Raw genomic sequence first — 25,984 nt, 5'->3', positions numbered from 1 at the left:
AATCATTCGAGAATCATGATGACAACATTCATAGCATTGAATCAAAGTAACCTACCGCACTTGCCAGAGTCTTTCGTTCGTCCGACGTACGACAGAAGCAAACTCAAGGCTGGAATAGTGCACATTGGCGTAGGTGGATTTCACCGATCTCACGAGGCTTATTACACAGATGAGCTTTTAGCAAACACCCAATCAACAGAATGGGGCATTTGCGGCGTTGGCTTACGTGAAGCTGACCGTAAAATCGGTGATGTTCTTAAACAGCAAGATTATCTTTATACCTTGATCGTCAAACACCCTGACGGACAAATAGAAAATCGAGTGATTGGTTCAATCATTGATTTCATGCTGGCAAGCGATGATTCTTCTGCTGTGATTAATAAAATGGCGAACGAAGAAACCAAAATAGTCTCATTGACGATCACAGAAGGTGGTTACCACTTTAACCCTGTGACCAATGAATTCGACTTTGATCATCCTGACGTTCAGCACGATCTAGCCAATCCAGCTACACCAAAAATGGTATTCGGTTACTTGACTGCTGCACTGAAAAAACGTCGTGATGCAGGTTTGCCAGCTTTTACCGTTCAGTCTTGCGACAACATCCAGCACAACGGTGACATGACACGCAAAATGCTATTGGCATTTGCTCGTAAACAGGATTCTGACTTAGCAACGTGGATCGAAGCAGAAGTTCGCTTCCCGAATGCCATGGTAGACCGCATTACGCCAGTCACAACGCCAGCTGATATCGCAACATTAAAAGACGCCGGTGTCGATGATGCTTGGCCTGTCGTTTGCGAACCATTCCACCAATGGGTCATTGAAGACACATTCTCAAATGGTCGCCCAAAATGGGAAAGTGTTGGCGCGCAATTTGTGCCTGACGTAACGCCTTACGAAACCATGAAGATTCGTCTTCTAAACGCAGGTCACTCTGTTTTAGGTTTGTTAGGTTCCATTCACGGTCACCAAACAATTGACGGCTGTATCGCGGATCCATTGTTCGCAACTTACTTACGTCAATTCATGGACGTTGAAGCGACTCCGGTTCTAGCGCCAGTTGAAGGCATTGACTTGGAAGAGTACAAAAGCACGCTAATCACACGTTTTGGTAACCCAAATGTGAAAGATAACCTAGCGCGCATTTGCCTAGAAAGCTCAGCAAAATTGCCGACTTTCTTAATTCCAACCATCGCAGAAAACCTTACAAAAGGCGGTAGCGTAAAATACGCCGCTTTGGTCATCGCGGCTTGGTGTTATTACTCAGACAAAGGCACAGACAAAAATGGCGTCGCGCTCGACATCGTCGATGCAATGAAAGCGGAATTACACGAAGCAGCAGCAAACACAGCGAAAGACAAACTGTCCTTCCTGAAACTTGATGACATCTTTGGTGAATTGGCTCAAACGGATGCATTCACAAGTGAATACACTCGCCAGCTTGATGCGCTTTACGCAAACCCAGACATTGCTGTCTTAATGCAAGAAATTATCAAATAGCCTCAAGTAACAACGGCTATTAAAAAGCCCGATAAACTCATCTAAAAAATGAGTCTATCGGGCTTTTTTATGGGAATAAAAGAAAGAGATAAGACGAAAAACCTGCCTCTCCGAACTTTTATTTCATGTGCATATAGTAGCAACTACGTGTTAGCTTACCTGAAAGACGTATATTTAAGACGAAAAAGAGCTTCCGTCGAAAGCTTCTATTTATTGAAGTCTAGGTGTTACCAGCCGTTCAAAAACAGGATGATCATGTTTCACGCCATAAAGCAGTTCTGCTATCGAGTATTTGAAGGTAAAAGCAGTACCATTGAGCCTGACGAACTTAATCACATGGAAGGTTATAACCTAGATGAGACGGTTTACGCTTACCTAGGGAAGCAAGCTTATTTACAGGTTGCCGAGTGTTTTACTACCGAGTTTCAGCGCAAGTTATCCGAGGCAAAACAACTTTCTGAAAAAGAGAAAAATGCTTTCGTCCACAACCTGAAAAGTGCGAGCGGCAACGTCGGCGCGTTGGCTCTTAGTCAACACTGCGAAGAGTATGAGAAGAGAGTTCATCAGAATGAAGAGGTGAACATAGAAAGGCTTTTCGATGAGCTGAAAAAAGTCATCGCGACTTTAAAACGGCTGACATAAGCATAAAACAGAGCATCATATCCGCACTCTTTAATCTGATTTCAGCATACAAATCAGACTTATGAGCACCGATTGATTACTCGTCCATTATTTAATTTTTGGAATCGGCAATTTAATGTCCAACGTGACGTTAATCCGCATAAGTAAACGAATCAAATTCACAGGCTTACACAAGTAATCTGCGCCACCAGCTTCATATGCCTGCATTTCAAAAATTAAATCTTTGTACCCTGAAATGAAAATAACTGGCGTCTGTTTAGTCTGCTCATCATCCTTAAGCTTACGACAAAGATCAAAGCCCGACATATCAGGCAAATCAACATCCAAAAGGATTAAGTCAAAGCTTTCTGAAGCCAATATATTCAAGGCATCATGAGCCGTTTCGGCGGTCTTAATCTCCACATTGGTTTCTAACAAACAACGCATCACTTCGATTGAAGTTAACTCGTCATCAACAATAAGAACCTTCGCTAACTTGTTTGACATACTGCTCTATTCTCCATAATTTTACGCGTTCAAATATCTCAAAACTTGGCTCTTTGATAAGGGCTCAGAGAAAAAAGCGCCTTGCCCATATTGGCAACCTTGCTCTAGTAGATACGAGGCTTGTTTCTGGTTATCGACGCCATTACAAATGATGGTTTTGTTAAGGTTTCGAACCAATGCAATCACGGCATTCAAATACTCAGCGCCTTGATCGCCTGCAACATCTATATCTTGAGTGAAAACTCGGTCGATTTTTACCGTCTCAAATTTCACTTTCTTAAGGCTATAAATGGAAGAGTGCCCTGTCCCAAAATCATCTAAAGACAATCGGTATCCTAAACTGTTTAGGTGATCTAAATTTCGAGCAACTTTGTCTGAATTCTCCAACATGGTTTCGATCACTTCCAGTCGAAGTAGACGAACAATCTCCGGCGAGAAGGTAGCTAACTTTTCTAGCTCCGCCACGATACTTTTGTCTTTGAGCTGATAAGAAGACAAATTTATGTGCATTGGCAGCTGAACACCGTGGTGTTTTAACATGCTAACAAACTGCTTCAATACCCTAATATGACCAACGCCTAACTTATAAATCAGTGGGTCGTTTTCAATATAGGGCATAAAGTATTCATCAGAATGCACTTCGCCACTTTCATCTATGTAACGAGGCAGCGCTTCAAAAGACACCACTTCCCCTGTTTTTAAATCGTGAATAGGCTGAAAGTACAGACGAATAAGATTGTTTTCTATCGCATGCTCAATCTCTTTCATCCGGTGATCATGATGAGTCACTTCTTTCTGCATTTCGTAGTTATAAAACGCATAATCGTTACGACCTGAGCCTTTTGCCAAATACATGGCGCTGTCAGCTGCATGTAGTAGGTCCGACTGCGACATCGCATCATTAGGATATTGAGCAATACCAATACAACAAGTACAACTATAGACAATCTCGTTCAATTCAAAAGGTTTGGATAATTCAAACAATATTCTCTGTGCAATGACCTCTAAATTAGATCTGGTTTGATTATCTTGCACTAGAACAACAAACTCATCACCAGCAAGACGCGCCACAAAGTCACGCTCTTTACAGCTTTTCTTGAGTCGCTCAGCAACATGAATCAATAGAAGATCACCATATTCGTGACCATACTCATCATTAACAAATTTGAATCTGTCTAAATCAATAAAGAAGACGTTAAGGGAATCCCCTGTTCGTTGAGCTTCCGTAAACCATTCATGAAAACGGACGTTAAAACTGTGTCGATTAGGCAACTTGGTTAACGGATCTTGATAAGCTGCGCTGTGCATGCTTTCTTCGGTGGCAACTTGATGGGAAATATCTTCGATGAAATGCATGAAAGTGCGAGATTCGCCCTCTCCTGCCATTACGATATTAACATTACAGATGACAGGACCGAGGTCTTTATACGAAGTGACACAATGCATACGCTCGGTTATACGATCGACATCGTGAATTAACCGCTCAATCGCGTTTCTATGAGTCAGCTGATCTTCCCGATAATAAAGAATGTCGTCTTTTTTCCCTTTGACTGACGTTAAATCTAAGCCAAAGAAATGCGTAAAACTAGGATTGACCAATAAAATACGGCCATTTGCATCGGTTACATAAAGGCTTTTATTAGAACGTTCAAAGGCGTTTCGATACATTTCACTCTGCAGGCCTGTTTCCATTTCATAGGTAACAGTAGAAAAGCTGAAGAAAAAACGAGGTTCAGAATCCACAGTATGTTGACTATGGTTTACCTGAAACTTCTGAACCCCTTTCTCTGTCTGTAACTCAATTAAAAACGCCGTTTTATGAGGATCATCTGACTCGACCCAGTAATAAAAAGCGGATAAATCCGACACAATAAGGTGCGTCAGTAACTTTGGTCTATGAGCAAGGCGAGCATCCAACAAGTTGGCGCCAAACACTTTTCTAGCGGTTTCATTCACTTCAACGATCTGAAACGCGCCGGTAGTCACAATACAAGGTATTGCTAAATAATCGAGCATAGAGTTACCTATTTCCCCAGTCTACATCGTGCCTATTTAGGCTGGGAAGAGAACATAGTGATCAATATTTTACTGGCTGCCAAGCTGGCTTCATCGACCTCATAAATAGTATGGTTTGCATAAACAGGAACCAAACTATCCTCCATGGTAACAAGCTGATAAGAACCAGGGATTGCTTGACCTGGTTTAGAATCAGACACCTTGCTGACAATCTCTGCCAACACATCTTTGTCGTCTTCAGCGACTAATTGATAGAAGCCTTTTTCCGTAAGCTGAGACAAACTATCCAAAGAGTAGCCAAACAATTTGTGGAACTCTGCATTCACATATTCCACACTCATATCGGCCAAATTAATCACACAGGCGGCATTCAAACTGCTGTTCAAAATATAATTAATTTTATCTTTGTAGACAGCCTGCTCACGTTCAGCCAATACAGTACCTGTTATATCTTTCATGGTACCCATTACTTTCTCTGCCTGTTTAAGGTCATTGAATGAAACAACAGCCTCCAAAGAAATAATGATCGTATTCTTATTGACGTCGTAAGCTTCGAAAATAAAAGGCTGGTTTGCTTTATTGTGTAGCAGGTTGGTTAATTGCTCTTCTAGAAGCGCACGATAATGATCTTGAGCTAAACCAATAAAAGCTTCATAGGATGGATGGAAAACATTGCTATCAAGGCCAAACAAAGCGTAACAACCTTTACTCCATTCAATCTTTCTAGAAGGTATATCCCATAACCAAGAACCCATTTTTGCGGTTTTTTCAGCGTCTTCTAATAAAGAGTTACTGTGCTGTAAATTATTTCGAAGGTCTTCTAATTCCGTACGCTGATGCTCCCTTTCTTCGTAAGCCATACGAAGCTCAGCATAGGCGGTTTGCAATTCTTCATTAGTGGACTGAAGCTCTTCGTTTGTTGTTTCTAATTCTTCATTTGAGCTTTGTAGCTCTTCATTGGAGCTTTGCAGTTCTTCGTTCATCGACTGCATTTCTTCATTGGAGGTTTCTAACTCTTCAATGACATTCTGTAACTGCTCTTTTGTTTTGAACAATTGTCTTTGCTGTTCTACCAATACCGCTTGATTGGTGATTTCCTGATCTCCCTTAGGTAAAACAGGAATGTTCACAGGTTCTTCAATTTGAGAGAAGATTAAGATCAATGAACCAATCGGCCCTTCTCTTTGAATCGAGAGAAGGATCAACTTCACCCATACTTCTTTACCGTCCAAACTAAAAGATTGGAATCCGGTATCAGCCATTTCTTTGCCACTGTGCAACTGATGAAATGCACTTCGTAGATCAACAGACAATTGAGGGTGTAAGTTTTTAAAGATGTTATTTGTTGGCAAACCAGATGGTCTCACCAATAATTTGTTCTCACCTTCAGTGAAAATAATATCCTGATTTTCGTTCACCAACATCGCATTAGGCAGCACATATTGCTTCAAGGTTTTCGCGATAATATTGGAAAACTCTTCATTTAATTTAGTGCGTCTTGGGCTTTCTCTGACCGTAGTTTGAGCCTCAACATAATCAGTCGCTCGCTTCTTAATGCTATTAGACTTACGCTCAGGTGGTAATTGCTTACCTACATATAAGGCTTCATAGATTTTGCTGGTTTTCGATAGCGGGCGATATTGTTCCTGAAATACACCAATCGACTCTGACTGCCCAAGCATTAAAATCCCTTTAGGATTCAAGGCATAATGGAAAGTTGGCAATATTTGACGTTGCAACTCGACAGTAAAGTAAATCATTAGATTTCGACATGTAATCAGATCAAGACGTAAAAATGGCGGATCATTGTTGATGTCATGCACAGAAAAAATAACGTGTGATTTGATCGATTTAACCACTTCAAATTGGTCGTCATTCACAATAAAGAATTTATCGCGGATGGCTTTCGGCAAGTTTTGTAAGGCAGATTCTGGATAGATGGCATTACGAGCAAATTCAATGGCGTGCTTATCAATGTCTGTCGCAAAAATCTGAATTTTATACTCGTCTATTTTGTCTCCTAAAATCTGACTTAGGATGATAGCGATCGAATAAGCTTCTTCACCGGTAGAACAACCTACACTCCAAATGCGTAGCTCTTTGCTTTCTCTATTGCGGATGTAATTTGATAGCTCTTTATCCAAACGATCAAAGGCTCTCGCGTCTCGAAAAAATGACGTTACACCGATCAACATGTCATTAAACAGCAAATGGACTTCGTCTGAATTCTTTTTCAAATGCTCAAGATAAGCTGCTGTATCATGGATTCTTAACGAAGTCATACGACGGTCAATACGTCGCACAATGGTGTTTTCTTTATACAGCGTAAAATCCACCTTACACTGCTTTTTCAAGATATTAATAATGCCATTGTACGTTTCGCGAGAAATTTCATTTGCATTGTCCACCGAGCGGCGTCGAGGAAAGTGCATGATATTCTTTAATTCAGTACCTATTTCAGTGGATTGGACAATCAGATCCACATTACCTGAGTTAATCGCAGAATTTGGCATGCCATCGTATTTTGCATCTTTAGGGTCTTGAACAATGCCGAAACCGTTCTCCCCTTTGATTGCTCGAATTCCTCTGCTGCCATCTGTTCCCGTACCCGACAGCACAATACCAATGGCACTTTCACCTTTTACGAATGCAATGGATTCAAACAGCATATCGACTGATGGACGAGGCGTACGGCGAGCTTCAGGGTAGCTAATCAAACTTATGCAATCGCCGCTGACAATTTCAATATTGTAATTGGGTGGACAAATATAGACGTGGTTTGGCTCTAACACTTCATTATCTACTGCACTTGTAATTGGAATAGTGCAGGCCTTTTCTAACAAATCCACCATCATACTTTTATAAGAAGGCGATAAATGTTGTGCGACAACAAAAGCCATATTGGTGTCCGTCGGTAAATTAGAAAGCATTGACTGTAACGCCTCCAACCCACCAGCACTTGCCCCTACACCAACAACAGTAAGGGCTGGGCGAGTGATAACTAAAGTATCATTTGAATTTGCGGTCTCTGACATAATGCTAACCATTTGCTAATTAATATAAAAAGGTGTTCAACCAAATTTACCGCGACGAACCCATAGGTAAAGAAAACAAGTAAAGATAAAGCGTCTTAACCACTCATTGTCGATCCAATTGCATGATGCAGGCCTGCTCTCAGAGTGGAAAACGAAAAACACAAAGCAACAATCTTATACCGTTATAAATATTGCTAATATAAAAAAACGAGAAATCTTTATTAGTTCCACAATACCGCTTTGACAATACAAAGCCTTTTTGAAAGCTTTAATAATATTTAGGCCAATACTAAACAAAATACGTAACGAAAAGTAAACGGGATCAGTTTTTTGATGTCGTTTGGTAATATTTTGCCGTCGTTAGGAGAAATAGTGAAAGATCAATTAGGACTATAAATAAAAAAATAGCGCCTAACTTAGGCGCTATTTCAGTAGAAACAAAAGAGGATAGAGAGCTTGATTTACTTTGAGATTGAGAACTTATTGTCAAATTCACGGAGCAAATACAGCATCACGATCGCAGCTAACATTGGCCACGCTGCGAAGAACAGAAGGTTTGACGGTCCCCAAGGATCCATATAGCGACCGAATGACACCAAGGTCGAACTCAAGTGCATGATCAAAATGACCAGTGTGACCCAGCGCTTTTGGAAACCAATCAAAAAGCTCAGTATAAGAGCCAACTGCAAGCCGCCCAGTAAATAAGAAACGCCTGAGCTTAACTCTGGAATAGAGTAAAAAACTTTAAACACAATGGCTGCGTGTTCAGGGTTAACGAATTTATCCAGTGTCCACATTAACAAGACAATAAATACCCCTAGACGTAACCCTAACAAACTCCACTCTAGCTTCTCTCGTGGTACCGCGACATCATTTTTCATGAATAAAGCCTTTCTTTTAAATATGCAATTTGAGAGGTAACAACTATAGAAGAATCAAAAGCATGCAAATTGCTTCTTAAAACCTCTATCAATCACCTCAAGAAAGGTTTCATGGTAAAAATAAAAGAAGATCGAAACAATTAGCCACAGTCCATATGAACATTCTTATCTTGTTCAAGAGTTTGTGAACAAATTGATACTAAAAAGGAAGAATATGTCATATATTTATTTAGTTATATCAAAGCAAGCTGAAATATTAATGATCGGTTGCCAAGACGCGTAACGCCACTCCCGCCGCTGATGTTCGATTTTCAACGCCTAACTTTGGAAAGATTTGCTCTAAATGCTTATTCACAGTACGTGGGCTCATTTCAAGAATCTCAGCCACTTCCCGATTGGTTTTACCGTTTGCAATCCAATGCAAAACTTCTGATTCCCGATCCGTCAGTCCAAGCTCAAGCTTCAACAAGGTCGGTCCCGTGGGTTTATTACCATCTTCTAACTTCAAGAGCACTTCTTTCTGCTCTGTCAGCCCCATCATTTTCAGCGCTAAGGGATAGTCTAATCCGGTTAGCTTCAATACATTACCAACAGCTGGTTCATGGGCTAGCCATAAACGAATTTGTAACGCCATTTCGCTTTGCTGCCAATCATCACTTACTCGCGCCTTGGCGAGCAAGGCATAAGTCTGAGGCGTCGCCCAAGCAATCACACCTGCATGAGTGGTTGTCATCAAATGCTGCCCCATACTGTCGAGCGCCGATTGTGCATTGTTGCTTAATCTTGCATTCGATAAATGTACTCGCATCCGCGCAATCAATTCATTAGGTTGAATAGGCTTGGTTAGATAATCCACGCCACCGGCTTCTAACCCTCGGACAATGTCATCCGTCTCACTCAAGCCTGTCATAAAAATAACAGGAATAGACGCCAAACTAGGATCCGCTTTAAGTTCTCGACAAGTCTCGAAACCGTCCATATTCGGCATAATGGCGTCGAGCAAAATAATGTCTGGGCGAATACGTTTCGCAATGGTTAAGGCTTGCCTTCCTTCTAATGCAACGAGAACATCCATATTAGCTGTTTCCAAAGTATCGTGAATCAGGCTCAGCGCATCTGGCGAGTCATCAACCACTAATACAATGTCACTCTTACTGTTGGGTTTCATCATTAGACTTCCGGTTTAAAAAGCACATCATAAAGAATGTTGTTTTAAATATTGGACAATGCCGTCGAACTGAAAGCTTTTGTACAAACTTTCCAATTGTTGCTTATGTGCCAATGCAATCACGTCCGATTTATCCATTTGATCAAGCACACCTCGAACCCCTTTTTTGTATCCCATTTCCGCAAAAGCCATAAGTTCTCGAACACTTTCATGATCAGGAATTTTCGCCACAATCGAAGTTTTCTCGTCATCTTGAAAACTGCTTTCCGTGCTCAAAATAGGTTCTTCAGAGAAAGCGATCGAATCTATCTCCTGATAATCCCATTCAAGACTCAACAAATATTGAATGGTTTCAAGGAGCATGCTGTTACTAATAGGTTTCACTAAATATCGATCAAACGCAGCTTGTTCATCTGGCTCACGCTGGTTCTCTTGTGCATCAGCAGACAGCATCACAATAGGTACAGAAACACCTTGATCACGCAGTTTCTTCGCCAGCGCCAATCCGTCCATTCCTGGCATGGAAACGTCTAAAACAAACAAATCAGGTGTACAAGATTCTAGTTCTTCCAAGCACATTTGAGCGTCATTCGCTTCCAATACATTAAAGCCAAGAGGCACTAAAATATCCGACAAAAGACCACGAACAACAGGATCATCATCCACCACCATTAAAGTACGTTGATAACCTCGATAGCTCACAATGCGCTTATTTTCCGATGCAAAAGATTCACCTTGGCTCACCCAAGGCAACATTAGACTCACTCGAAACTCGCTACCTTGGCCAACCACAGACTGTGCTTTTAAATCACCACCCATGATTTCAGTAAGCAATTTCACTATCGTCAGGCCTAACCCAGTACCGGGTAAATTCCCTGTACTAATGTCACGCACTCGCTCAAACGGATCAAAAATACGCTGTAAATGTTCTTGCTTTATTCCTAGTCCAGTATCGCGGATAACAAAATCGGCCACCTGATTACGATAATTCACTTCAAACAAAACTGTGCCTTTTGGTGTGTATTTCACCGCATTTGACAACAAGTTAATCAATATTTGACGAAGTCGCTTTTCATCCGTCACCACATATTGAGGCAAAGGTGCAATGATCTTCGACTTAAACTCAATGCCTTTTGCCTGAGCTTGCATCGCAAACATACTGTTTAATTGGTCTATCAGTTTTGGCAAATCGACCGTATTGCGATACAGATCAAAACGACCCGCTTCAATTTTTGAAATATCCAGCAAGCCTTCAATTAAGTTTGCCAAATACAAGCCACTGCGTTGAATAATATCCAATCCATTTTGGTGACCTGAAGGCGTATTTTCCTTTTTCAGTAGCAACTGAGCATAGCCAATAATCGACTGTAACGGAGTGCGTAATTCGTGACTGATTCCTGTAAGGTAACGGCTTTTGGCTTCGTTTGCTTTTTCAGCTTGCTCCTTCGCATCCTGCAAGGCTTTGTCTGTTTCTTGGTGAGCATCAATCTCACGAATCAACTTACGAGTTTGACGATTCGACTCTTTCTGAGCGACCACTCGACTTTCATGGGCAAGTAAGAACAACCAAGACAAGACTCCAGAAACAATCAACAAGGTGAAGAACAGGGCAAACATAGTATCTTGCAATAACGCCTCGCCTTCGACTGTACTAGGTGCCATTTGTCGGTAAATTAACATCATTAAAGCCGCATTAATGATGTTAATCCCCGTCAACAAAGACAAGAATCGGCCGAACCGCGACTTTAATGCTTTAACCAAATCTCTAGGCAGAAACAGCTTAAAAAAGTAATCACTTTGCTGGCTGATACTGGCTTGTGGCTTGCAACTGTCTAAACAACGCACATCCAAGGAGCAACACAAAGAACATATCGGCAGCATATAAGCTGGGCAAAAACTCATGTCTTCTGTTTCAAAATCGTTTTCACAAACCCCACACGTCAGCGTCACATAATTAATCTTGGTTTTCTCAGCCAACTCCACCATAGGAACCAGTTCTGGGCTTTGACGCGCTAGATAATATTTCCCCTTGGTAAGCCAAGCAATTAAAGGAACAAATACAAAACAGCTACCAAGGGAAATAAAGTGACATAAGCTTTTTGCCACTTCACCAAAGACGCCCAAATAGCTCACCAAACCCAATACAGTCGCAATCAACATAGAACCCGTACCAACAGGGTTGATGTCATAAAGATGCGCTCGTTTGAATTCCACATAATTTGGGCTCAACCCCAAAGGCTTATTGATAAGTAAATCCGCTGACAAGCTGCCCAACCAGCTCACGGCACTAATGGCAAACACGCTCAATATGGCTCCAAGCGCTTGATAAATACCGAGCTCCATCAGTAACAAAGCAATGATCACATTAAAAACTAACCACACTACTCGACCTGGATGAGAGTGAGTTAAACGAGAGAAGAAATTGGACCAAGCAATCGAGCCCGCATACGCATTGGTCAGATTAATTTTCATCTGACAGACAAACACAAAAACCGCGGCCAATATCAATGCACTTGTCGGAGAGTTGGTTAGAAAATAAAAAACGCGCTGATACAAATAGGTTGGATCTGTCGCCTGTATCGCTGTTGCACCGTCCGAAATGGCTAAATAAGCCAAAAACGACCCTAACAGCATTTTAATTGCGCCAATAAACACCCAACCAGGACCCGCTAAAATGAGCCAAAACCACCAGCGTGTCCGATTTTTCTTCGTCTTTTTAGGGAAGAAGCGCAGGTAATCAACCTGTTCGCCAATTTGCGCCATCAGAGCGAATAACACAGAAGCGGCGGAACCAAACAAAATCCAATCAAATCCAATGTTGGCGGATAAATGTTCAGGAGTGTATTCCGTCCAGCCTTCAAATTGCTGGTATTCCTGCACAACCTGAGAAAGAACAACGCCCACTGCGGCAAACTGAAGAACGAACCAAATCCATTGTGTACCATTTTGAAAGCGACTAATGGCTCGAATTCCGTGCGTCACGATTGGAATCACAAACAAAGCAGAAAGCGCATAACCAATCTGCAAAGGAATACCGAGTAGCACTTCCATAGCAGACGCCAATATGGCCGCCTCTATGGCAAAAAAGATAAAGGTGAAAGTGGCGTAAATAAGCGACGTAATGGTTGAACCAAGATAACCAAAACCCGCGCCACGAGTTAGCAAATCAATGTCTAACCCATGTTTCGCCGAATAATAAGCAATCGGGAAACCAGTAACGAAAAACACCGCCAACACAATAAGAATGGCGGCGACCGCATTGGTAAAACCGTAGCCTAAGGTGATAACCGCCGCCAAACCTTCTAACGCCAAGAAGGCGGCGGCGCCAAGCGCAGTATGCCCGACCCGCTCAATACTCATGGTGTGACCTTGCTTGGAAGTGTAACGCAATGCGTAATCTTCCATAGTTTGGTCAGCAACCCACTTATTGTAGTGGCGTCGCACTTTAAAGATTTTCTGCGCAGCGGGCATATTTACTCACGATTAAAAATGAAAACACCAAAGTGAAGACGAAAATTACGCAACACTCAATAGCAAACCTGTCGCCGCAATCATAGAACCACTAACACGAAGCATCATAGGTGACGCAAAGCGTGTCATCAGTTGTCCTAAACCAAGCCCAAGAGCATGCAATCCCGTTGTTGCAACGACAAAGCCCAACGCATAGTGAGCACTGTTGGCATCAACCGGCATTTCTACTCCATGAGCTGCACCGTGGAACAAGGCAAAGCTACCCGCAACCGCCACACAAGCGATAAATGGCAAACGCTTAGCAGCGAACACCAAGGTGCCTAAAACAATCACAGAAAGCAGAATGCCTTGCTCAACAAAAGGCAGATTCAAACCTGCAAGCGCTAAGCCACCGCCAGCCAACATAGTCAGCACAAACGCCGTCGGTACAGCCCACAAAGCACGACCTTTCATACTGGATGCCCACAAACCAATCGCCAGCATCGCCAAAAGATGATCTAAGCCACCCAAAGGATGAGACAAACCACTCATGAAACTAGAAGTATGTTCGTGCCCAGGATGCGCAAACGTCATGCTAGAAACCAATAGAAGTGCCGCTGCTGTCATGCCTTTATACATCAATGAAACCATCGTTTTCTCCTAATCATTCTTTTCTTAAATAATCTTTAAACGACTGCTTTTGCAGGCGGTAACTCTTTTGCTTCTAGCATGCCTTCAGCCACAATAAACTGGATAATGTCATCCAGACCTTGCGCTTGTTTCAGGTTAGAAAAAACAAAAGGACGATCGCCACGCATCATTTTTGCATCACGATCCATGACATCCAATGAAGCGCCTACCAAAGGTGCCAAATCGGTTTTATTAATGATCAATAAGTCCGACTTAGTAATACCTGGTCCACCTTTACGAGGAATTTTATCCCCTGCCGATACATCAATAACGTAAATGGTTAAGTCCGATAATTCAGGGCTAAAAGTCGCACTCAAGTTATCACCACCGGATTCAACAAACACCACATCCAGTTCACCGTGACGCGCTAATAATTGGTCAATCGCCGCCAAATTCATCGACGCATCTTCACGAATGGCTGTGTGAGGGCAACCACCCGTTTCAACACCGAGAATACGGTCTGCATCCAGAGCCTGATGCTCTGTTAGGAACTTTGCATCTTCTTGGGTGTAAATGTCATTTGTCACAACCGCAATATTGTAATGCTCGCGTAGGGCAGAACATAAAGAGCGTAATAAAGCTGTTTTGCCTGAACCAACAGGGCCGCCCACTCCAACGCGTAAAGTTTGTTTTGGTTTACTCATACTGTCTTACTCTCATGTATTGTTACTCTAAATTAATCTGCTGTTATCTTTATGAGCGAAACAGCCTTGAATACTGTGTTTCATGCTGGGCGCTGGCAATGGCAATCATGGGTAACCCAGCACCAATACGATCTTCTTCAATGGTCAATGACAGGGAAATCGCTTGGTGAATATCACCCTGTAATTCCCCTAATAATTCTTGTGCTTGAGTCTGTCCTAAAGGCACGAGTTTTGTCGCCGCTGCAATTTGGTTTTCTAACCAAGACCAAGAAAACCCCAATGCCGCGACATCGAATTTTAATGTCCAATGAGCTGCCGCAATCGCAAATAGAGGAACAAAACTCATCACCTCGCCACGCTCAAAAGGCGTCTTTATGTCCAAACTGCCCATCAGTCGAAACAGGGCTTCACCCATTGCCGTATCATTCAAGCGCAACTCTTTAGTTTCTCGACAAGCCAAAACGAGATCATTCAGCTCTTTTAATCGTACTGAGTCTTGTTGTTCTGCTGCCAGCATACAAAGGCGCAAGACAGGCAAATCGACCCGAGCCACAGATTGTTGCATCTGCAAACCGACCCAATCTAAAACATCGGCTTTACGCTTCACCCAACCTCTATCAATGGCATATTCCATGCCTTGTGAAAACGCATAACCGCCCACAGGCAAGCTCACACTGCTTAGCTGTAAAAGACGTAATATGCTGGCGTCAGTGGTGACTATGGCCATGACTGTAGGCTCCAGATTCAGGAATAAACACCGCTTCTTCGTGGGTAACTACCAAGCCTAACAAGTGCAGCATATCTTCTAAAACGTGGTCAGGCTTAATACGTAACCAACGCTCACCAACTTGAATTTTGGTGTGACGATTTCCTAAGTGATAACAGGCTTTGGAAAATGCTAACCAATCATCACAACTGGCGTGGGCCACCGCTTCAACTGCACCTTTAATCTGAACGATTTTGCCGCATTCAGACCTTAGAAACTCCCCAACTAAAAGAGGCTTCCCGCGCTCCAAAAACACTCGCACTTCTTCCTTGTTTTCACCCACTAACTTAAGGCGACCACGATCTCGTTGTTCGTGCGTTAAGGTCACGGTCGTATAAACTTCATCATGGCAATGGGTGCCTAATCGTTCGTATATATCTAGCATTTCAAGCTCCAAAAAAACCTTAGTAAAAGGCCTTTCTAAAAAAGAGTATAAAGCTGAGCAAGCGGTAAAGTTTCCGCAGGCTCACAGGTTAATAGCTCGCCATCCGCACGTACTTCGTATGTTTGTGGGTCCACTGTAATATCTGGCATCCACGCATTATGGATCATGTCTTTTTTCGATAAGTTACGAGTGTTTTTGCACTCCACCAAAGTGCGCTCTAACCCAAGACTTTCTTGCAAGCCATTATTCAATGCGGCCTTAGAAACGAAAGTCACAGAGGTTGCCGCGGCGGCTTTCCCCATGGCACCAAACATAGGTCGATAATGCACGGGCTGCGGCGTAGGAATGGACGCATTTGGATCACCCATTGGCGCGCTCGCAATCATGCCACCTTTGATAATCACGGAAGGCTTCACCGCAAAAAAGGCCGGTTTCCATAAGATCAAATCCGCCAGTTTACCTGGTTCAATCGAGCCCACTTCGTGGCTAATACCATGAGTGATCGCTGGGTTAATCGTATATTTGGCTATGTAACGTTTCGCTCTAAAATTGTCTGCGCCCAGCTCTTTATCTTCTGGTAATAAGCCAAACTGTTGTTTCATTTTGTGAGCTGTTTGCCAAGTACGCGTCACCACTTCACCCACTCGCCCCATAGCTTGAGAGTCAGACGAAATCATCGAAAACGCACCACGGTCATGAAAAATATCTTCCGCAGCAATGGTTTCCTTGCGAATACGAGAATCGGCAAACGCCACATCTTCCGCAATATTGCTATCAAGGTGATGACATACCATGAGCATATCTAAATGCTCATCTACTGTGTTGTGAGTGTAAGGTCGCGTTGGATTGGTAGAAGAAGGCAAAACATTAGGAAAGCCTGCAGCGCGAATAATATCTGGTGCGTGGCCACCACCCGCGCCTTCTGTGTGATAAGTGTGGATCACACGGTCTTTAAATGCTGACAATGTGCTGTCAACAAAGCCAGATTCATTCAAGGTGTCTGTATGTATCGCCACTTGCACATCATAAGCTTCCGCAACAGACAGACAGCAATCAATGCTGGCTGGCGTGGTGCCCCAATCTTCATGCAGTTTTAGACCACAAGCGCCGGCTTCTAACTGTTCTTCTAATGCTTCGGGCAAGCTAGCGTTACCTTTACCAAGAAAACCGAGGTTCATTGGCATATTGTCTGTAGCTTGGAGCATTTTGCCAAGATACCAAGGTCCCGGTGTACAAGTAGTGGCTTTGGTACCCGTCGCTGGCCCTGTTCCGCCACCAATCATTGTCGTAACACCCGAGGTTAACGCTTCTTCTACTTGCTGAGGGCAAATAAAGTGAATGTGCGCATCTATGCCACCCGCGGTGAGAATCGAACCTTCACCGGCAATGACTTCCGTTCCAGGGCCCACAACGATATCAACGTTGTCTTGCACATCAGGGTTACCCGCTTTGCCGACTTTTGTGATGCGGCCGTTTTTGACACCCACATCACCTTTCACAATGCCCCAATGATCTAAAACCAAGGCATTGGTAATCACCAAATCTACGGCGATATCATTGGTAACTTGGCTTTGTCCCATACCATCACGAATCACCTTACCGCCGCCGAACTTTACTTCGTCACCATAAGTAGTGAAGTCTTTTTCTACTTGAATCCAAAGATCTGTATCGCCCAAACGTACTCGGTCACCTGTGGTTGGGCCAAACATTTGTGCATAACTCTGTCTGTCCATTTTCGTCGTACTCATTGGGCGTCCTCCGTCTCAAGTTTTCCCATCACATCACCACGGAAGCCATAAATGGTTTTCGTGCCAGCGTATTCCACCAGTTCCACTTCACGACCTTGGCCTGGCTCAAAACGAACCGCTGTGCCAGATGCGATATTTAAACGAAAGCCTTTAGTGGGCTCACGATCAAACGTCAGCGCAGGATTTACCTCATAAAAATGGTAATGGGAGCCGATTTGCACTGGGCGATCACCCATATTTTCAACACGGACTTTAAGCGTTCTGCGGCCTACGTTCAGTTCGATATCACCTTCTGCAACCTGTATTTCACCTGGAATCATGATGTTTCTCCTTCCCTTTTTAGGAATCAAAAAAAGGAACTAATTGATCGGGTTATGGACTGTTACTAACTTAGTGCCGTCTGGAAATGTCGCTTCTACTTGTACTTCGTGAATCAAATCCACCACGCCATCCATCACTTGGTCTGCACTGAGCAAGGTTTTACCGTAACTCATTAATTCCGCCACGGTCTTCCCGTCACGAGCACCTTCGATAATTTCCATGGTGATGTACGCCATGGCTTCAGGGTAATTGAGCTTAAGTCCACGATTTAAGCGACGTTCAGCCAATAAGGCGGCTGTAAACACCAATAGTTTGTCTTTTTCTCTTGGAAGCAATTCCATATTGTCACCTTCAAAAACGAAATTAAGTTGCCCAGATTCTAGGCTCACACGCTGTTTTTCCCGTCAATACTGGGCGAATGTCTCGCCAACATTGAATAAATAACTGTTTCATTTGCTCAGAATCATCATGCACACTTCGCACCATAATGTATTCGTCTACCAAGCTTGCTCCACTTAAAGAGACGTGATTCGTACAATGTGTGCGGAGTTTATCAATCAACTCATCATGATTTGCATTTGAGTCAAATGGGCCTGCGATCATCAGACCGTTAATTGGGTTACCATCCAAGCCAGCTTTAGCATGAAAAATATCTTGGCAGCCTTTGTCTATCACAAAACGCTCACGCACTTTCAAACGGCCGTTTTGTCGAATTTGAAAACCCTGTTCAGCATGCCCTTCTCCAAAACTCGCTTTGTTAGCAGGCAACCCAAAACAAGTAATTTCCCAACCAATAAACTGCGAGTTTTCTTCTAGGTCGATGCAATTTTCAAGTCGGGTATGGGCATTAGGATAAAGAATGGTTTCCTGTGGAAGCCATTCCATCAGGCTATTTTTCCCCACATTTAATTGAGTAATTTGGTGCTGTAAGGTTTTGTCCTCACGAGCTCGATACACTCGTCCGGCACCAGGAGTGGTTATCAGAACATGAGTATTTTCAGCCAAATTCGCAGTAATCGTTAAACGATCACCTGACACCAAACCACCTGGAGGATGCAATAAATACACATGAGCTGTCTCAGCGCCTTCAGGATAAAAGGACTTTTGTACATACAAAGGCCCTTTATGATCGCAAGTTTTTAATACTGTACCGCGTGCTGTCTTACTAAAGCCTAAAGTAAGAAAGGCATGCCATTGGGAAACCGTCAAAGCTATACCGCCAAATATTGTTTTATCAAAGTATCATTCAAATTTTCCATTTTATCTGATGCAACAATACGTCCTTTTTCCATTAATCGAAACTCTTTGCCCACTCGTCTTGCGAAGCCAAGTTTTTGCTCAACAAGAATTACCGTTAGGCCTTCTTCTTCATTGAGCTTAAGAATAACGTCACCAATTTGTTTCACTATATTCGGCTGAATACCTTCATTTGGCTCATCAAGAATCAATACTTTCGGCTCTAACACCAAGGCGCGGCCAATCGCCAGTTGCTGCTGTTGACCACCCGATAAATCCCCACCGCGACGATGCAACATGTCTTTTAGCACGGGAAATAATTCAAAGATTTTTTCAGGAATGTCCTTTGGGCTGTCATCTGTTCGCTTACCACGGACAGGCAAACCAATGCGCAGGTTTTCCTCTACCGTCAGCATAGGAAAAATATCTCGCCCTTGAGGCACATAACCAATACCAGAATAAGCGCGCTTCTCTGCACTTTGCTTATTCAACTCAGCCCCTTCCATAGTAATTGCACCACTTTTGATGGGTAACAATCCCATAATCGTTTTTAGCAAGGTGGTTTTCCCTACACCATTACGCCCCATGATGCAGGTAATCGAGCCTGCTTCGATCTCTAAATCTAAGCCCCAAAGAATTTGTGTACCGCCGTAAAGTTGGTCAACATTATTAATTGAAATCATGCGCTTGCTCCCTCTTCTACCGCTTCTTCTCCTAGGTAAACTTCTATCACATCTTTATTGCTTTGAATTTGATCCATAGTGCCTTCTGCCAATACAGAGCCCTGATGCAACACAGTTACGGTTCTTGCAATACTACGAACAAATTCCATATCGTGTTCAACCACGATAACAGTTCGCTCACCAGCAAGAGAGGTTAGCAGCTCAGCTGTTCGCTCTGTTTCTTGTGCTGTCATTCCAGCAACAGGCTCATCAATCAATAACAAACGAGGGTCAGCCGCCAATAACATACCTATCTCTAACCATTGTTTTTGACCATGAGATAAAGCCCCTGCCAACATAAAACGGTGTTTCGCAAGACCAATAATTTTTAACACTTCATCGATGCGATCAATCTGAGTCGGTGTTAAACGAGAAAACAAAGTCGGCAATACGCCCTTGTCTGTTTTTAATGACAGTTCCAAATTATCAAACACCGTTTGTTCTTCAAACACAGTCGGCTTTTGGAATTTACGACCGATTCCAAGCTGAGCGATAGCAGCCTCATCTTTGTTCAACAAATTATGGTTCTGACCAAAGAAAACCGTGCCAGAGTCACATTGAGTTTTCCCTGTAATAACATCCATCAGCGTGGTTTTACCCGCGCCATTGGCACCGATCAAACATCGTAACTCACCATCATTCACATAAAGGTTAAGATTGTTCAGCGCTTTAAAACCATCAAAGCTCAAGTTCAAATCTTCCACGTATAAAATCATCTGATTGTCTACGTTTACCTTACTTTGAGCTGGCGCTAAAAATGGCCAAACTTGGTCGCGACGAAACGTTTCACGAAAGCTCTCAACTGTGTTTTCAATTGCACTCATGCTTCAGACTCCTGTGCTGTTTTCGGGCGACGTTTAACCATCATTTGTGCGTATAAGCCCATCAATCCTTTTGGCAAATACAAGGTCACCAAGACAAACATGGCTCCCAATGCGAACAACCAAGCATCAGGCAAAATAGCGGTAAATCGTGTTTTGGCATAGTTCACTAGAATTGCACCAATCACAGCACCAATCAAAGTGCCTCGGCCACCAACTGCCACCCAAATCACCATCTCGATGGAGTTGATTGGCGAGAATTCTCCCGGATTGATAATGCCAACTTGCGGCACATACAAAGCACCAGCAATACCAGCGATCACAGCAGAATAAACAAACAACCAAACTTTGTAGCGGTCTGTGCGGTAACCAATGAAACGCGAACGAGATTCCGCATCGCGAATGGCTAACACCACTTTACCGAAGCGAGAAGCCAAAATGCGCTGACTCACCACAAACAGTACTGCCAATAAGAAAGCTGTAATCATAAACAAGCTCACTCGAGTCGAATCCGCTTGCAGGTCAAAACCGATAATCTCTTTAAAATCGGTCAATCCGTTGTTGCCACCAAAGCCCATTTCATTGCGGAAAAATGCCAACAACAAAGCGTAAGTTAGCGCTTGCGTCATAATCGACAAATACACACCCGTCACTCGTGAGCGGAAGGCCAACCAACCGAACACAAAAGCCAATAAACCAGGCACAGCGACCGCCATCAACATAGCGAACCAGAATTGATCCATGCCTAGCCAAAACCAAGGCAACTCTTTCCAATCTAAGAACACCATGAAGTCTGGCAGCAAAGGATCACCGTAAACACCACGGTCACCTATCTGACGCATTAAATACATTCCCATTGCGTAGCCACCGAGCGCAAAGAAGGCTCCGTGACCTAAACTCAAAATGCCACAATATCCCCAGATAATGTCCACTGCTAATGCCAACATGGCATAGCAAAGATATTTACCTAACAAGGTGATGGTGTAAGTACTCACGTACAACGCGGAGTCTTCAGGTAAAAACAGATTCGCCGCAGACGCTAACAAAGAAACTACTAACAGAATCACTACAAACGGCAGCGTATGTTTGCCCGTTGAGCGCCCTGCGGAAAACCATTCTTTAAGACGTGTCATTCTGCCGCCCTCCCTTTTTGTGGAAAGAGTCCTTTAGGACGTTTTTGAATAAAGAGAATAATAAACACCAAGACAATAATGGCTGCGAGAACGGCACCTGTTGTTGGCTCTAGGAACTTGGTTGCAATACCTAAAGAGAACGCCGCCACTAATGTTCCCAATAAGTTACCAACACCACCAAACACCACCACCATGAAAGAGTCGATGATGTACGCCTGACCCAAGTTTGGTCCTACGTTAGTTAATTGACTAAGAGCAACACCCGCGATGCCCGCAATGCCCGACCCAAGGCCAAATGTCATCGCGTCTACCCAATGAGTTTTCACGCCCATTGCTTTTGCCATGTTTCGGTTTTGCGAAACTGCTCGAACATTCAGCCCCAAAGAGGTTTTGCGCAAGACGATAACCAAGGCAATAAATACCAACAAAGCAAAGGCTAGGATGTACAAACGATTCAGAGTCAGAGATAAAACAGGGTTAATTTCCCATGAACCACTCATCCAGCTTGGTGTAGAAACCTGACGGTTCAGTGGAGAGAAAATGGTTCTCACCAACTGCTGTAAAATCAAACTGATACCAAACGTTGCTAACAAGGTTTCTAATGGTCGGCCATGCAAATGTCGAATAACCAGACGTTCAATCAGTACACCCATTAAACCGGATACAAGAAAGGCCGCAGGAATCGCCACCCAGATAGAATAATCAATGTAGTTCGGCATAATCAGCTGAACCACATAAGTCGTGTAGGCTCCCAACATGATCATTTCGCCATGAGCCATATTGATTACGCCCATCACACCAAAAGTAATCGCCAAACCAATAGAAGCAAGTAAGAGCACTGATCCTAAGCTCAAACCGAAAAAGAGCTGATCAATAAATGCAAAACGCTCTGCTCGTTGTGCAATTTTATCTAATGCCGTCGTCGCGGCTTTTACCACCGCTGGGCTTTCATCTTTTGTTAACTTAGTTAGAAGGTTTCGAACATCGCCTTCTAAACTTGAAGACAAACGCTCGATCGCCGCAACTCGATTTGAAGCGGCCAATTCTGTAGAAGAAGCAGTATGCATAGACAAAGCTAAACCCATTGCTTCTTTTACCTTGCTATTCGTTTCATTCGCATACAAAGATTCAATCAAATCAACCGTGTCAGAATCCAGCTTAGATAAAAGCTCTCGCACTGCTGATTCTCGTACAGCTGGCGACTTTGCTGTTAATTGAATCTGCGCAATGGCATTACGCAAGTAGCCGCGTAACGTGTTATTTACGCGAATTTTTTTTACGTCCCGTGTACTCAAATCAGGTACAACTACTTGGCTAAATACGTCTTTATAAACGGTATCGCCCTGTTCGTCTGATTTACCGACCAAAGACTTATCTGCTTTTATGTAGTACAGATCGCCACCTAATAAGGTATAGAAAAGCGGCAATACCGCTTCACCTTGAAGTTCAGCTAGCTGATCTAGAATCGGTGCCATTTCTTTGAATTTTGCATCTGTAAGCTCAGTAAGCAAAGTTTCTTGTTGGCTAACTTCAGCGGCCTGTACTGAAAAGGATAAGAGCCCAAAAAGACAGCAGCAGAGTGCAATTAAATGTCTCAAGGTCATACTCCATGTATTAAGAAAAGGGGGAACAAAAAAGGCTCTCAGACCCTATAAGGTAGAGAGCCAATGTTTGCTGGGAAGCAAGTAACTTAGTAGTTCTGACCAGAACACGCTTTGGTTTTCGTGTTGTAGTTACCGCACTTGATTGGCGCAGTCCAATCAGATATTAAGTCCTTAGAACCTGGTAAGAAGTCAGACCAAGCATCACCTGGAACAACACCGTCGGTTTCCCAAACCACTTCAAACTGACCGTCATCTTGGATTTCACCAATCAGAACAGGTTTGCTCAAGTGATGGTTTTTGTTCATCACCGCAATGCCACCAGTTAGGTTTTCTGTTTCTTGGCCAATCATGGCTTGTTCAACAGCATCTACGTCAGTCGTACCAGCTTCAGTAACCGCATTCGCCCACATCTTGAAACCGATGTAAGTCGCTTCCATTGGATCATTGGTTACGCGATCTGGATTATTCGTGAAGGCTTTCCACTTCGTGATAAATTCTTCGTTTTCATCACTCTCAACACTTTGGAAATAGTTCCATGCCGCTAAGTGACCAACTAAAGGCGTCGTATCTAAACCAGACAACTCTTCTTCACCCACAGAGAAGGCAACAACCGGAATGTCTTCCGCTGAAATACCTTGGTTACCTAACTCTTTGTAGAAAGGTACGTTCGCGTCACCATTAATAGTAGATACAACAGCTGTTTTCTTACCTTCGCTACCAAATTTCTTCACATCAGAAACAATAGACTGCCAATCAGAGTGACCAAAAGGCGTGTAGTTGATCATGATGTCTTCCGCCGCTACACCTTTTGCTTTCAGGTAAGCTTCAAGAATTTTGTTGGTTGTACGTGGGTAAACATAATCCGTTCCCGCAAGAACAAAACGCTCAACCTCCAATTCATTCATCAAGTAATCAACCGCTGGGATCGCTTGTTGATTCGGCGCAGCGCCTGTGTAGAAAACATTTTTAGAAGACTCTTCCCCTTCGTACTGAACTGGGTAGAACATCAAGCCGTTTAATTCTTCCAATACAGGTAAAACAGATTTACGTGATACCGATGTCCAGCTTCCGAAAATCACGTCTACTTTTTCTTGCGTCAAAAGCTCACGACCTTTTTCCGCAAACAAAGGCCAGTTCGATGCAGGGTCAACCACAACAGCTTCAAGTTTCTTACCCAGCAAACCGCCTTTTTTATTTTGCTCTTCCACCATCATTAAGACAGTGTCTTTCAATGTCGTTTCAGAAATCGCCATGGTGCCAGACAAAGAGTGCAATACACCTACTTTAATGGTGTCAGCCGCCATGGAAGGAAGTGCGATCAAGGTTGCACCGGAAAGTGCTATCGCAGAAGCAAGAGTCTTGATTTTCATAATTGAAGCCGTCCTATTGTGATTTATAATTTGTATTGAGTAGTGATAGAAAGTCCCAAGCGGATTAAGTACCGTCGAAACATCAATATCAGTCCATTCAGTATTCAGAAATCACAATAAGAAAGGTATGCGCGAAATGACCTAGAGGCATACGTCATTTGACGTATGCCTCTAGGTCAGAAAGGAAAGAATTACAATTTTTAGGCTATATTTTCGGTATAGCCATAAGAAACGGATTTCGCTAATTCAACAATAGCGCATTTCATTTTTCCATCCGTCAGGTTTTCCCAACTGGCATGAAGGCTAAGAAGCGGCGGTGACTCTACACCTTGTAGAACAACCAAATCACCATTATCCAATTCGTTTTTAATAGCTGCCATAGGTAACGTTGCAATACCTAATCCTCCTTGAACCAAATGACTAATAATGGATATAGACGTTACACAATGTATTTGCTTTGGCTTTAGACCTTTATTCTCAAACATAGAGCACAAAGCCAAATGAGGTTGAGAGTCTCTAGTAAAGGTGATGATCTCCGATTCAGCAATATCATCGAATGTGGCATCTCTATGAGCCAAGTGACTGTCTTTATGACAAACCCAACAGATTTCCAAAGGATTTAAAGCAGAGCTAACAACTGTACTATCTAGAACTGGAGCCGTTTGAATAATTATATCCAAAGCCCCTTTGGCAAAAAGAGCTTGCAGATGCATCGTTGGTTCTGCTGTTAATTCAAACTCAATATTAGGGTAAAGAATTTTCAGTTGAGTTAGAAATTCCCCCAACCAAGTGTGAACAATAGATTCGATTACACCAATTCGTATATTTCTAACAATACTATTATGATGCTTTAAGGATTCTAGTAGATCTTGTTCAGCGTCTAATAAACGTTCCGCTTTTTCTAACAGCAGATACCCTTTATTTGTCAGCACAACATCATGCTTTGCTCGATCAAACAATCGACAATCAAACTCCGCCTCAATTGAAGAAATTCGCCCTGATATCGTCGCCTGAGACACATTAAGTTTTTGCGCAGCCGCACGAAAACTTTTTAATCGAGCAACCCATACAAACGCTTCAACAAACCTAATATTCATTTTTTGCCTCAGTAAAAAGGAAAGTCCCATTAACCCAGTGCGCTAACAATCCGTTCTTCATCCTATATTGCTCAACTCTGCTTCCAGTCGTGAGCCACGCCACTTAACAATTACTTTGAACTTGTAAAAAACCTGTTACAGCTCTCTTCAATATTACCTTTATTCCACGCCCTCTGCACAAAATAAGCATCATAAAAACTGATCACTCTCGATCATAATTTACCGTTTGCTTAAGTGAAAATGAAATATTAGTTTCATTAATGGAA

22 protein-coding genes are annotated in these 25,984 nt (G+C 42.9%); 2 read left to right on the top strand and 20 right to left on the bottom strand.

Annotated elements, in window-relative coordinates:
- Window positions 1-15: 15 nt before the first annotated feature.
- Together ACMUMQ_RS07415 and ACMUMQ_RS07410 are read left to right on the top strand one after the other, a co-directional pair.
- Window positions 16-1,503, top strand: coding sequence for a mannitol dehydrogenase family protein (locus ACMUMQ_RS07415; protein ID WP_414681363.1), 1,488 nt, complete (start codon window positions 16-18; stop codon window positions 1,501-1,503).
- A 255-nt stretch (window positions 1,504-1,758) separates the two neighbouring features.
- A complete protein-coding gene (locus ACMUMQ_RS07410; RefSeq protein WP_414681362.1) occupies window positions 1,759-2,145 on the top strand; it encodes an Hpt domain-containing protein in 387 nt (128 codons plus the stop codon).
- Between the two features lie 87 nt (window positions 2,146-2,232).
- Here ACMUMQ_RS07410 and ACMUMQ_RS07405 read toward each other — a convergent pair whose 3' ends face one another.
- The 20 genes from ACMUMQ_RS07405 to ACMUMQ_RS07310 form a co-directional block, all read right to left on the bottom strand.
- Window positions 2,233-2,631 (bottom strand): response regulator, encoded by a 399-nt coding sequence (locus tag ACMUMQ_RS07405; protein ID WP_414681361.1) that lies wholly within the window; start codon window positions 2,629-2,631, stop codon window positions 2,233-2,235.
- Window positions 2,632-2,652: 21 nt separating this feature from the next.
- Window positions 2,653-4,647, bottom strand: a complete 1,995-nt coding sequence (locus ACMUMQ_RS07400) for a sensor domain-containing protein (protein ID WP_414681360.1) — start codon at window positions 4,645-4,647, stop codon at window positions 2,653-2,655.
- Window positions 4,648-4,679: 32 nt separating this feature from the next.
- Window positions 4,680-7,682: a chemotaxis protein CheB gene (locus ACMUMQ_RS07395; RefSeq protein WP_414681359.1), complete on the bottom strand. Its 3,003-nt coding sequence runs from the start codon at window positions 7,680-7,682 to the stop codon at window positions 4,680-4,682.
- Window positions 7,683-8,143: 461 nt separating this feature from the next.
- Window positions 8,144-8,563: a hypothetical protein gene (locus tag ACMUMQ_RS07390; RefSeq protein ID WP_414681358.1), complete on the bottom strand. Its 420-nt coding sequence runs from the start codon at window positions 8,561-8,563 to the stop codon at window positions 8,144-8,146.
- A 256-nt stretch (window positions 8,564-8,819) separates the two neighbouring features.
- Window positions 8,820-9,734 (bottom strand): response regulator, encoded by a 915-nt coding sequence (locus ACMUMQ_RS07385; protein WP_414681357.1) that lies wholly within the window; start codon window positions 9,732-9,734, stop codon window positions 8,820-8,822.
- Window positions 9,735-9,758: 24 nt separating this feature from the next.
- The gene (locus ACMUMQ_RS07380) at window positions 9,759-13,202 is read right to left on the bottom strand and encodes a hybrid sensor histidine kinase/response regulator (RefSeq protein WP_414681356.1); all 3,444 of its coding nucleotides are present in this window, start codon (window positions 13,200-13,202) and stop codon (window positions 9,759-9,761) included.
- Window positions 13,203-13,247: 45 nt separating this feature from the next.
- A complete protein-coding gene (locus ACMUMQ_RS07375; RefSeq protein ID WP_414681355.1) occupies window positions 13,248-13,832 on the bottom strand; it encodes a HupE/UreJ family protein in 585 nt (194 codons plus the stop codon).
- A gap of 35 nt (window positions 13,833-13,867) precedes the next feature.
- Window positions 13,868-14,515 carry an urease accessory protein UreG gene (gene ureG, locus ACMUMQ_RS07370; RefSeq protein WP_414681354.1) on the bottom strand — a complete coding sequence of 216 codons (648 nt, stop codon included), beginning with the start codon at window positions 14,513-14,515 and terminating at the stop codon, window positions 13,868-13,870.
- A 49-nt stretch (window positions 14,516-14,564) separates the two neighbouring features.
- On the bottom strand, window positions 14,565-15,242 hold the full coding sequence (locus ACMUMQ_RS07365) for an urease accessory protein UreF (RefSeq protein ID WP_414681353.1): 678 nt from the start codon (window positions 15,240-15,242) through the stop codon (window positions 14,565-14,567).
- Window positions 15,223-15,666, bottom strand: a complete 444-nt coding sequence (ureE, locus tag ACMUMQ_RS07360) for an urease accessory protein UreE (protein WP_414681352.1) — start codon at window positions 15,664-15,666, stop codon at window positions 15,223-15,225. Before ureE ends, ACMUMQ_RS07365 begins: the two co-directional genes overlap by 20 nt.
- A gap of 35 nt (window positions 15,667-15,701) precedes the next feature.
- On the bottom strand, window positions 15,702-17,414 hold the full coding sequence (gene ureC, locus ACMUMQ_RS07355; RefSeq protein ID WP_414681351.1) for an urease subunit alpha: 1,713 nt from the start codon (window positions 17,412-17,414) through the stop codon (window positions 15,702-15,704).
- Window positions 17,411-17,734 (bottom strand): urease subunit beta, encoded by a 324-nt coding sequence (locus ACMUMQ_RS07350; RefSeq protein WP_317005107.1) that lies wholly within the window; start codon window positions 17,732-17,734, stop codon window positions 17,411-17,413. Before ACMUMQ_RS07350 ends, ureC begins: the two co-directional genes overlap by 4 nt.
- Window positions 17,735-17,773: 39 nt before the next feature.
- Window positions 17,774-18,076: an urease subunit gamma gene (locus ACMUMQ_RS07345; RefSeq protein WP_067013674.1), complete on the bottom strand. Its 303-nt coding sequence runs from the start codon at window positions 18,074-18,076 to the stop codon at window positions 17,774-17,776.
- A 22-nt stretch (window positions 18,077-18,098) separates the two neighbouring features.
- The gene (locus ACMUMQ_RS07340; RefSeq protein WP_414681350.1) at window positions 18,099-18,944 is read right to left on the bottom strand and encodes an urease accessory protein UreD; all 846 of its coding nucleotides are present in this window, start codon (window positions 18,942-18,944) and stop codon (window positions 18,099-18,101) included.
- Between the two features lie 2 nt (window positions 18,945-18,946).
- Window positions 18,947-19,654: an urea ABC transporter ATP-binding subunit UrtE gene (urtE, locus tag ACMUMQ_RS07335; protein WP_414681349.1), complete on the bottom strand. Its 708-nt coding sequence runs from the start codon at window positions 19,652-19,654 to the stop codon at window positions 18,947-18,949.
- Window positions 19,651-20,517 carry an urea ABC transporter ATP-binding protein UrtD gene (gene urtD, locus ACMUMQ_RS07330; protein ID WP_414681348.1) on the bottom strand — a complete coding sequence of 289 codons (867 nt, stop codon included), beginning with the start codon at window positions 20,515-20,517 and terminating at the stop codon, window positions 19,651-19,653. The genes urtE and urtD overlap by 4 nt, the downstream gene beginning before the upstream one ends.
- Window positions 20,514-21,647, bottom strand: a complete 1,134-nt coding sequence (gene urtC / locus ACMUMQ_RS07325) for an urea ABC transporter permease subunit UrtC (protein ID WP_414681347.1) — start codon at window positions 21,645-21,647, stop codon at window positions 20,514-20,516. Before urtC ends, urtD begins: the two co-directional genes overlap by 4 nt.
- Complete coding sequence (urtB, locus tag ACMUMQ_RS07320) at window positions 21,644-23,251, bottom strand: urea ABC transporter permease subunit UrtB (protein WP_414681346.1); 1,608 nt, start codon at window positions 23,249-23,251, stop codon at window positions 21,644-21,646. Before urtB ends, urtC begins: the two co-directional genes overlap by 4 nt.
- 86 nt (window positions 23,252-23,337) lie before the next feature.
- Window positions 23,338-24,621, bottom strand: a complete 1,284-nt coding sequence (gene urtA / locus ACMUMQ_RS07315) for an urea ABC transporter substrate-binding protein (RefSeq protein ID WP_414681345.1) — start codon at window positions 24,619-24,621, stop codon at window positions 23,338-23,340.
- A 200-nt stretch (window positions 24,622-24,821) separates the two neighbouring features.
- Complete coding sequence (locus tag ACMUMQ_RS07310) at window positions 24,822-25,718, bottom strand: LysR family transcriptional regulator (protein WP_414681344.1); 897 nt, start codon at window positions 25,716-25,718, stop codon at window positions 24,822-24,824.
- Between the last annotated feature and the right edge of the window lie 266 nt (window positions 25,719-25,984).

Origin of the sequence: Marinomonas algae, assembly GCF_047525555.1 — a bacterium.
Taxonomy (GTDB): domain Bacteria; phylum Pseudomonadota; class Gammaproteobacteria; order Pseudomonadales; family Marinomonadaceae; genus Marinomonas.
The sequence above is the reverse complement of the archived record's forward strand: the minus strand, read 5'-3'. Positions and strand labels throughout refer to the sequence as shown.

Coding starts and splice junctions, on each gene's coding strand:
- ACMUMQ_RS07415 (WP_414681363.1), top strand. CDS start 16: ATGATGACAACATTCATAGCATTGAATCAAAGTAACCTACCGCACTTG.
- ACMUMQ_RS07410 (WP_414681362.1), top strand. CDS start 1,759: ATGTTTCACGCCATAAAGCAGTTCTGCTATCGAGTATTTGAAGGTAAA.
- ACMUMQ_RS07405 (WP_414681361.1), bottom strand. CDS start 2,631: ATGTCAAACAAGTTAGCGAAGGTTCTTATTGTTGATGACGAGTTAACT.
- ACMUMQ_RS07400 (WP_414681360.1), bottom strand. CDS start 4,647: ATGCTCGATTATTTAGCAATACCTTGTATTGTGACTACCGGCGCGTTT.
- ACMUMQ_RS07395 (WP_414681359.1), bottom strand. CDS start 7,682: ATGTCAGAGACCGCAAATTCAAATGATACTTTAGTTATCACTCGCCCA.
- ACMUMQ_RS07390 (WP_414681358.1), bottom strand. CDS start 8,563: ATGAAAAATGATGTCGCGGTACCACGAGAGAAGCTAGAGTGGAGTTTG.
- ACMUMQ_RS07385 (WP_414681357.1), bottom strand. CDS start 9,734: ATGATGAAACCCAACAGTAAGAGTGACATTGTATTAGTGGTTGATGAC.
- ACMUMQ_RS07380 (WP_414681356.1), bottom strand. CDS start 13,202: ATGCCCGCTGCGCAGAAAATCTTTAAAGTGCGACGCCACTACAATAAG.
- ACMUMQ_RS07375 (WP_414681355.1), bottom strand. CDS start 13,832: ATGGTTTCATTGATGTATAAAGGCATGACAGCAGCGGCACTTCTATTG.
- ureG (WP_414681354.1), bottom strand. CDS start 14,515: ATGAGTAAACCAAAACAAACTTTACGCGTTGGAGTGGGCGGCCCTGTT.
- ACMUMQ_RS07365 (WP_414681353.1), bottom strand. CDS start 15,242: ATGGCCATAGTCACCACTGACGCCAGCATATTACGTCTTTTACAGCTA.
- ureE (WP_414681352.1), bottom strand. CDS start 15,666: ATGCTAGATATATACGAACGATTAGGCACCCATTGCCATGATGAAGTT.
- ureC (WP_414681351.1), bottom strand. CDS start 17,414: ATGAGTACGACGAAAATGGACAGACAGAGTTATGCACAAATGTTTGGC.
- ACMUMQ_RS07350 (WP_317005107.1), bottom strand. CDS start 17,734: ATGATTCCAGGTGAAATACAGGTTGCAGAAGGTGATATCGAACTGAAC.
- ACMUMQ_RS07345 (WP_067013674.1), bottom strand. CDS start 18,076: ATGGAATTGCTTCCAAGAGAAAAAGACAAACTATTGGTGTTTACAGCC.
- urtE (WP_414681349.1), bottom strand. CDS start 19,654: ATGATTTCAATTAATAATGTTGACCAACTTTACGGCGGTACACAAATT.
- urtD (WP_414681348.1), bottom strand. CDS start 20,517: ATGAGTGCAATTGAAAACACAGTTGAGAGCTTTCGTGAAACGTTTCGT.
- urtC (WP_414681347.1), bottom strand. CDS start 21,647: ATGACACGTCTTAAAGAATGGTTTTCCGCAGGGCGCTCAACGGGCAAA.
- urtB (WP_414681346.1), bottom strand. CDS start 23,251: ATGACCTTGAGACATTTAATTGCACTCTGCTGCTGTCTTTTTGGGCTC.
- urtA (WP_414681345.1), bottom strand. CDS start 24,621: ATGAAAATCAAGACTCTTGCTTCTGCGATAGCACTTTCCGGTGCAACC.
- ACMUMQ_RS07310 (WP_414681344.1), bottom strand. CDS start 25,718: ATGAATATTAGGTTTGTTGAAGCGTTTGTATGGGTTGCTCGATTAAAA.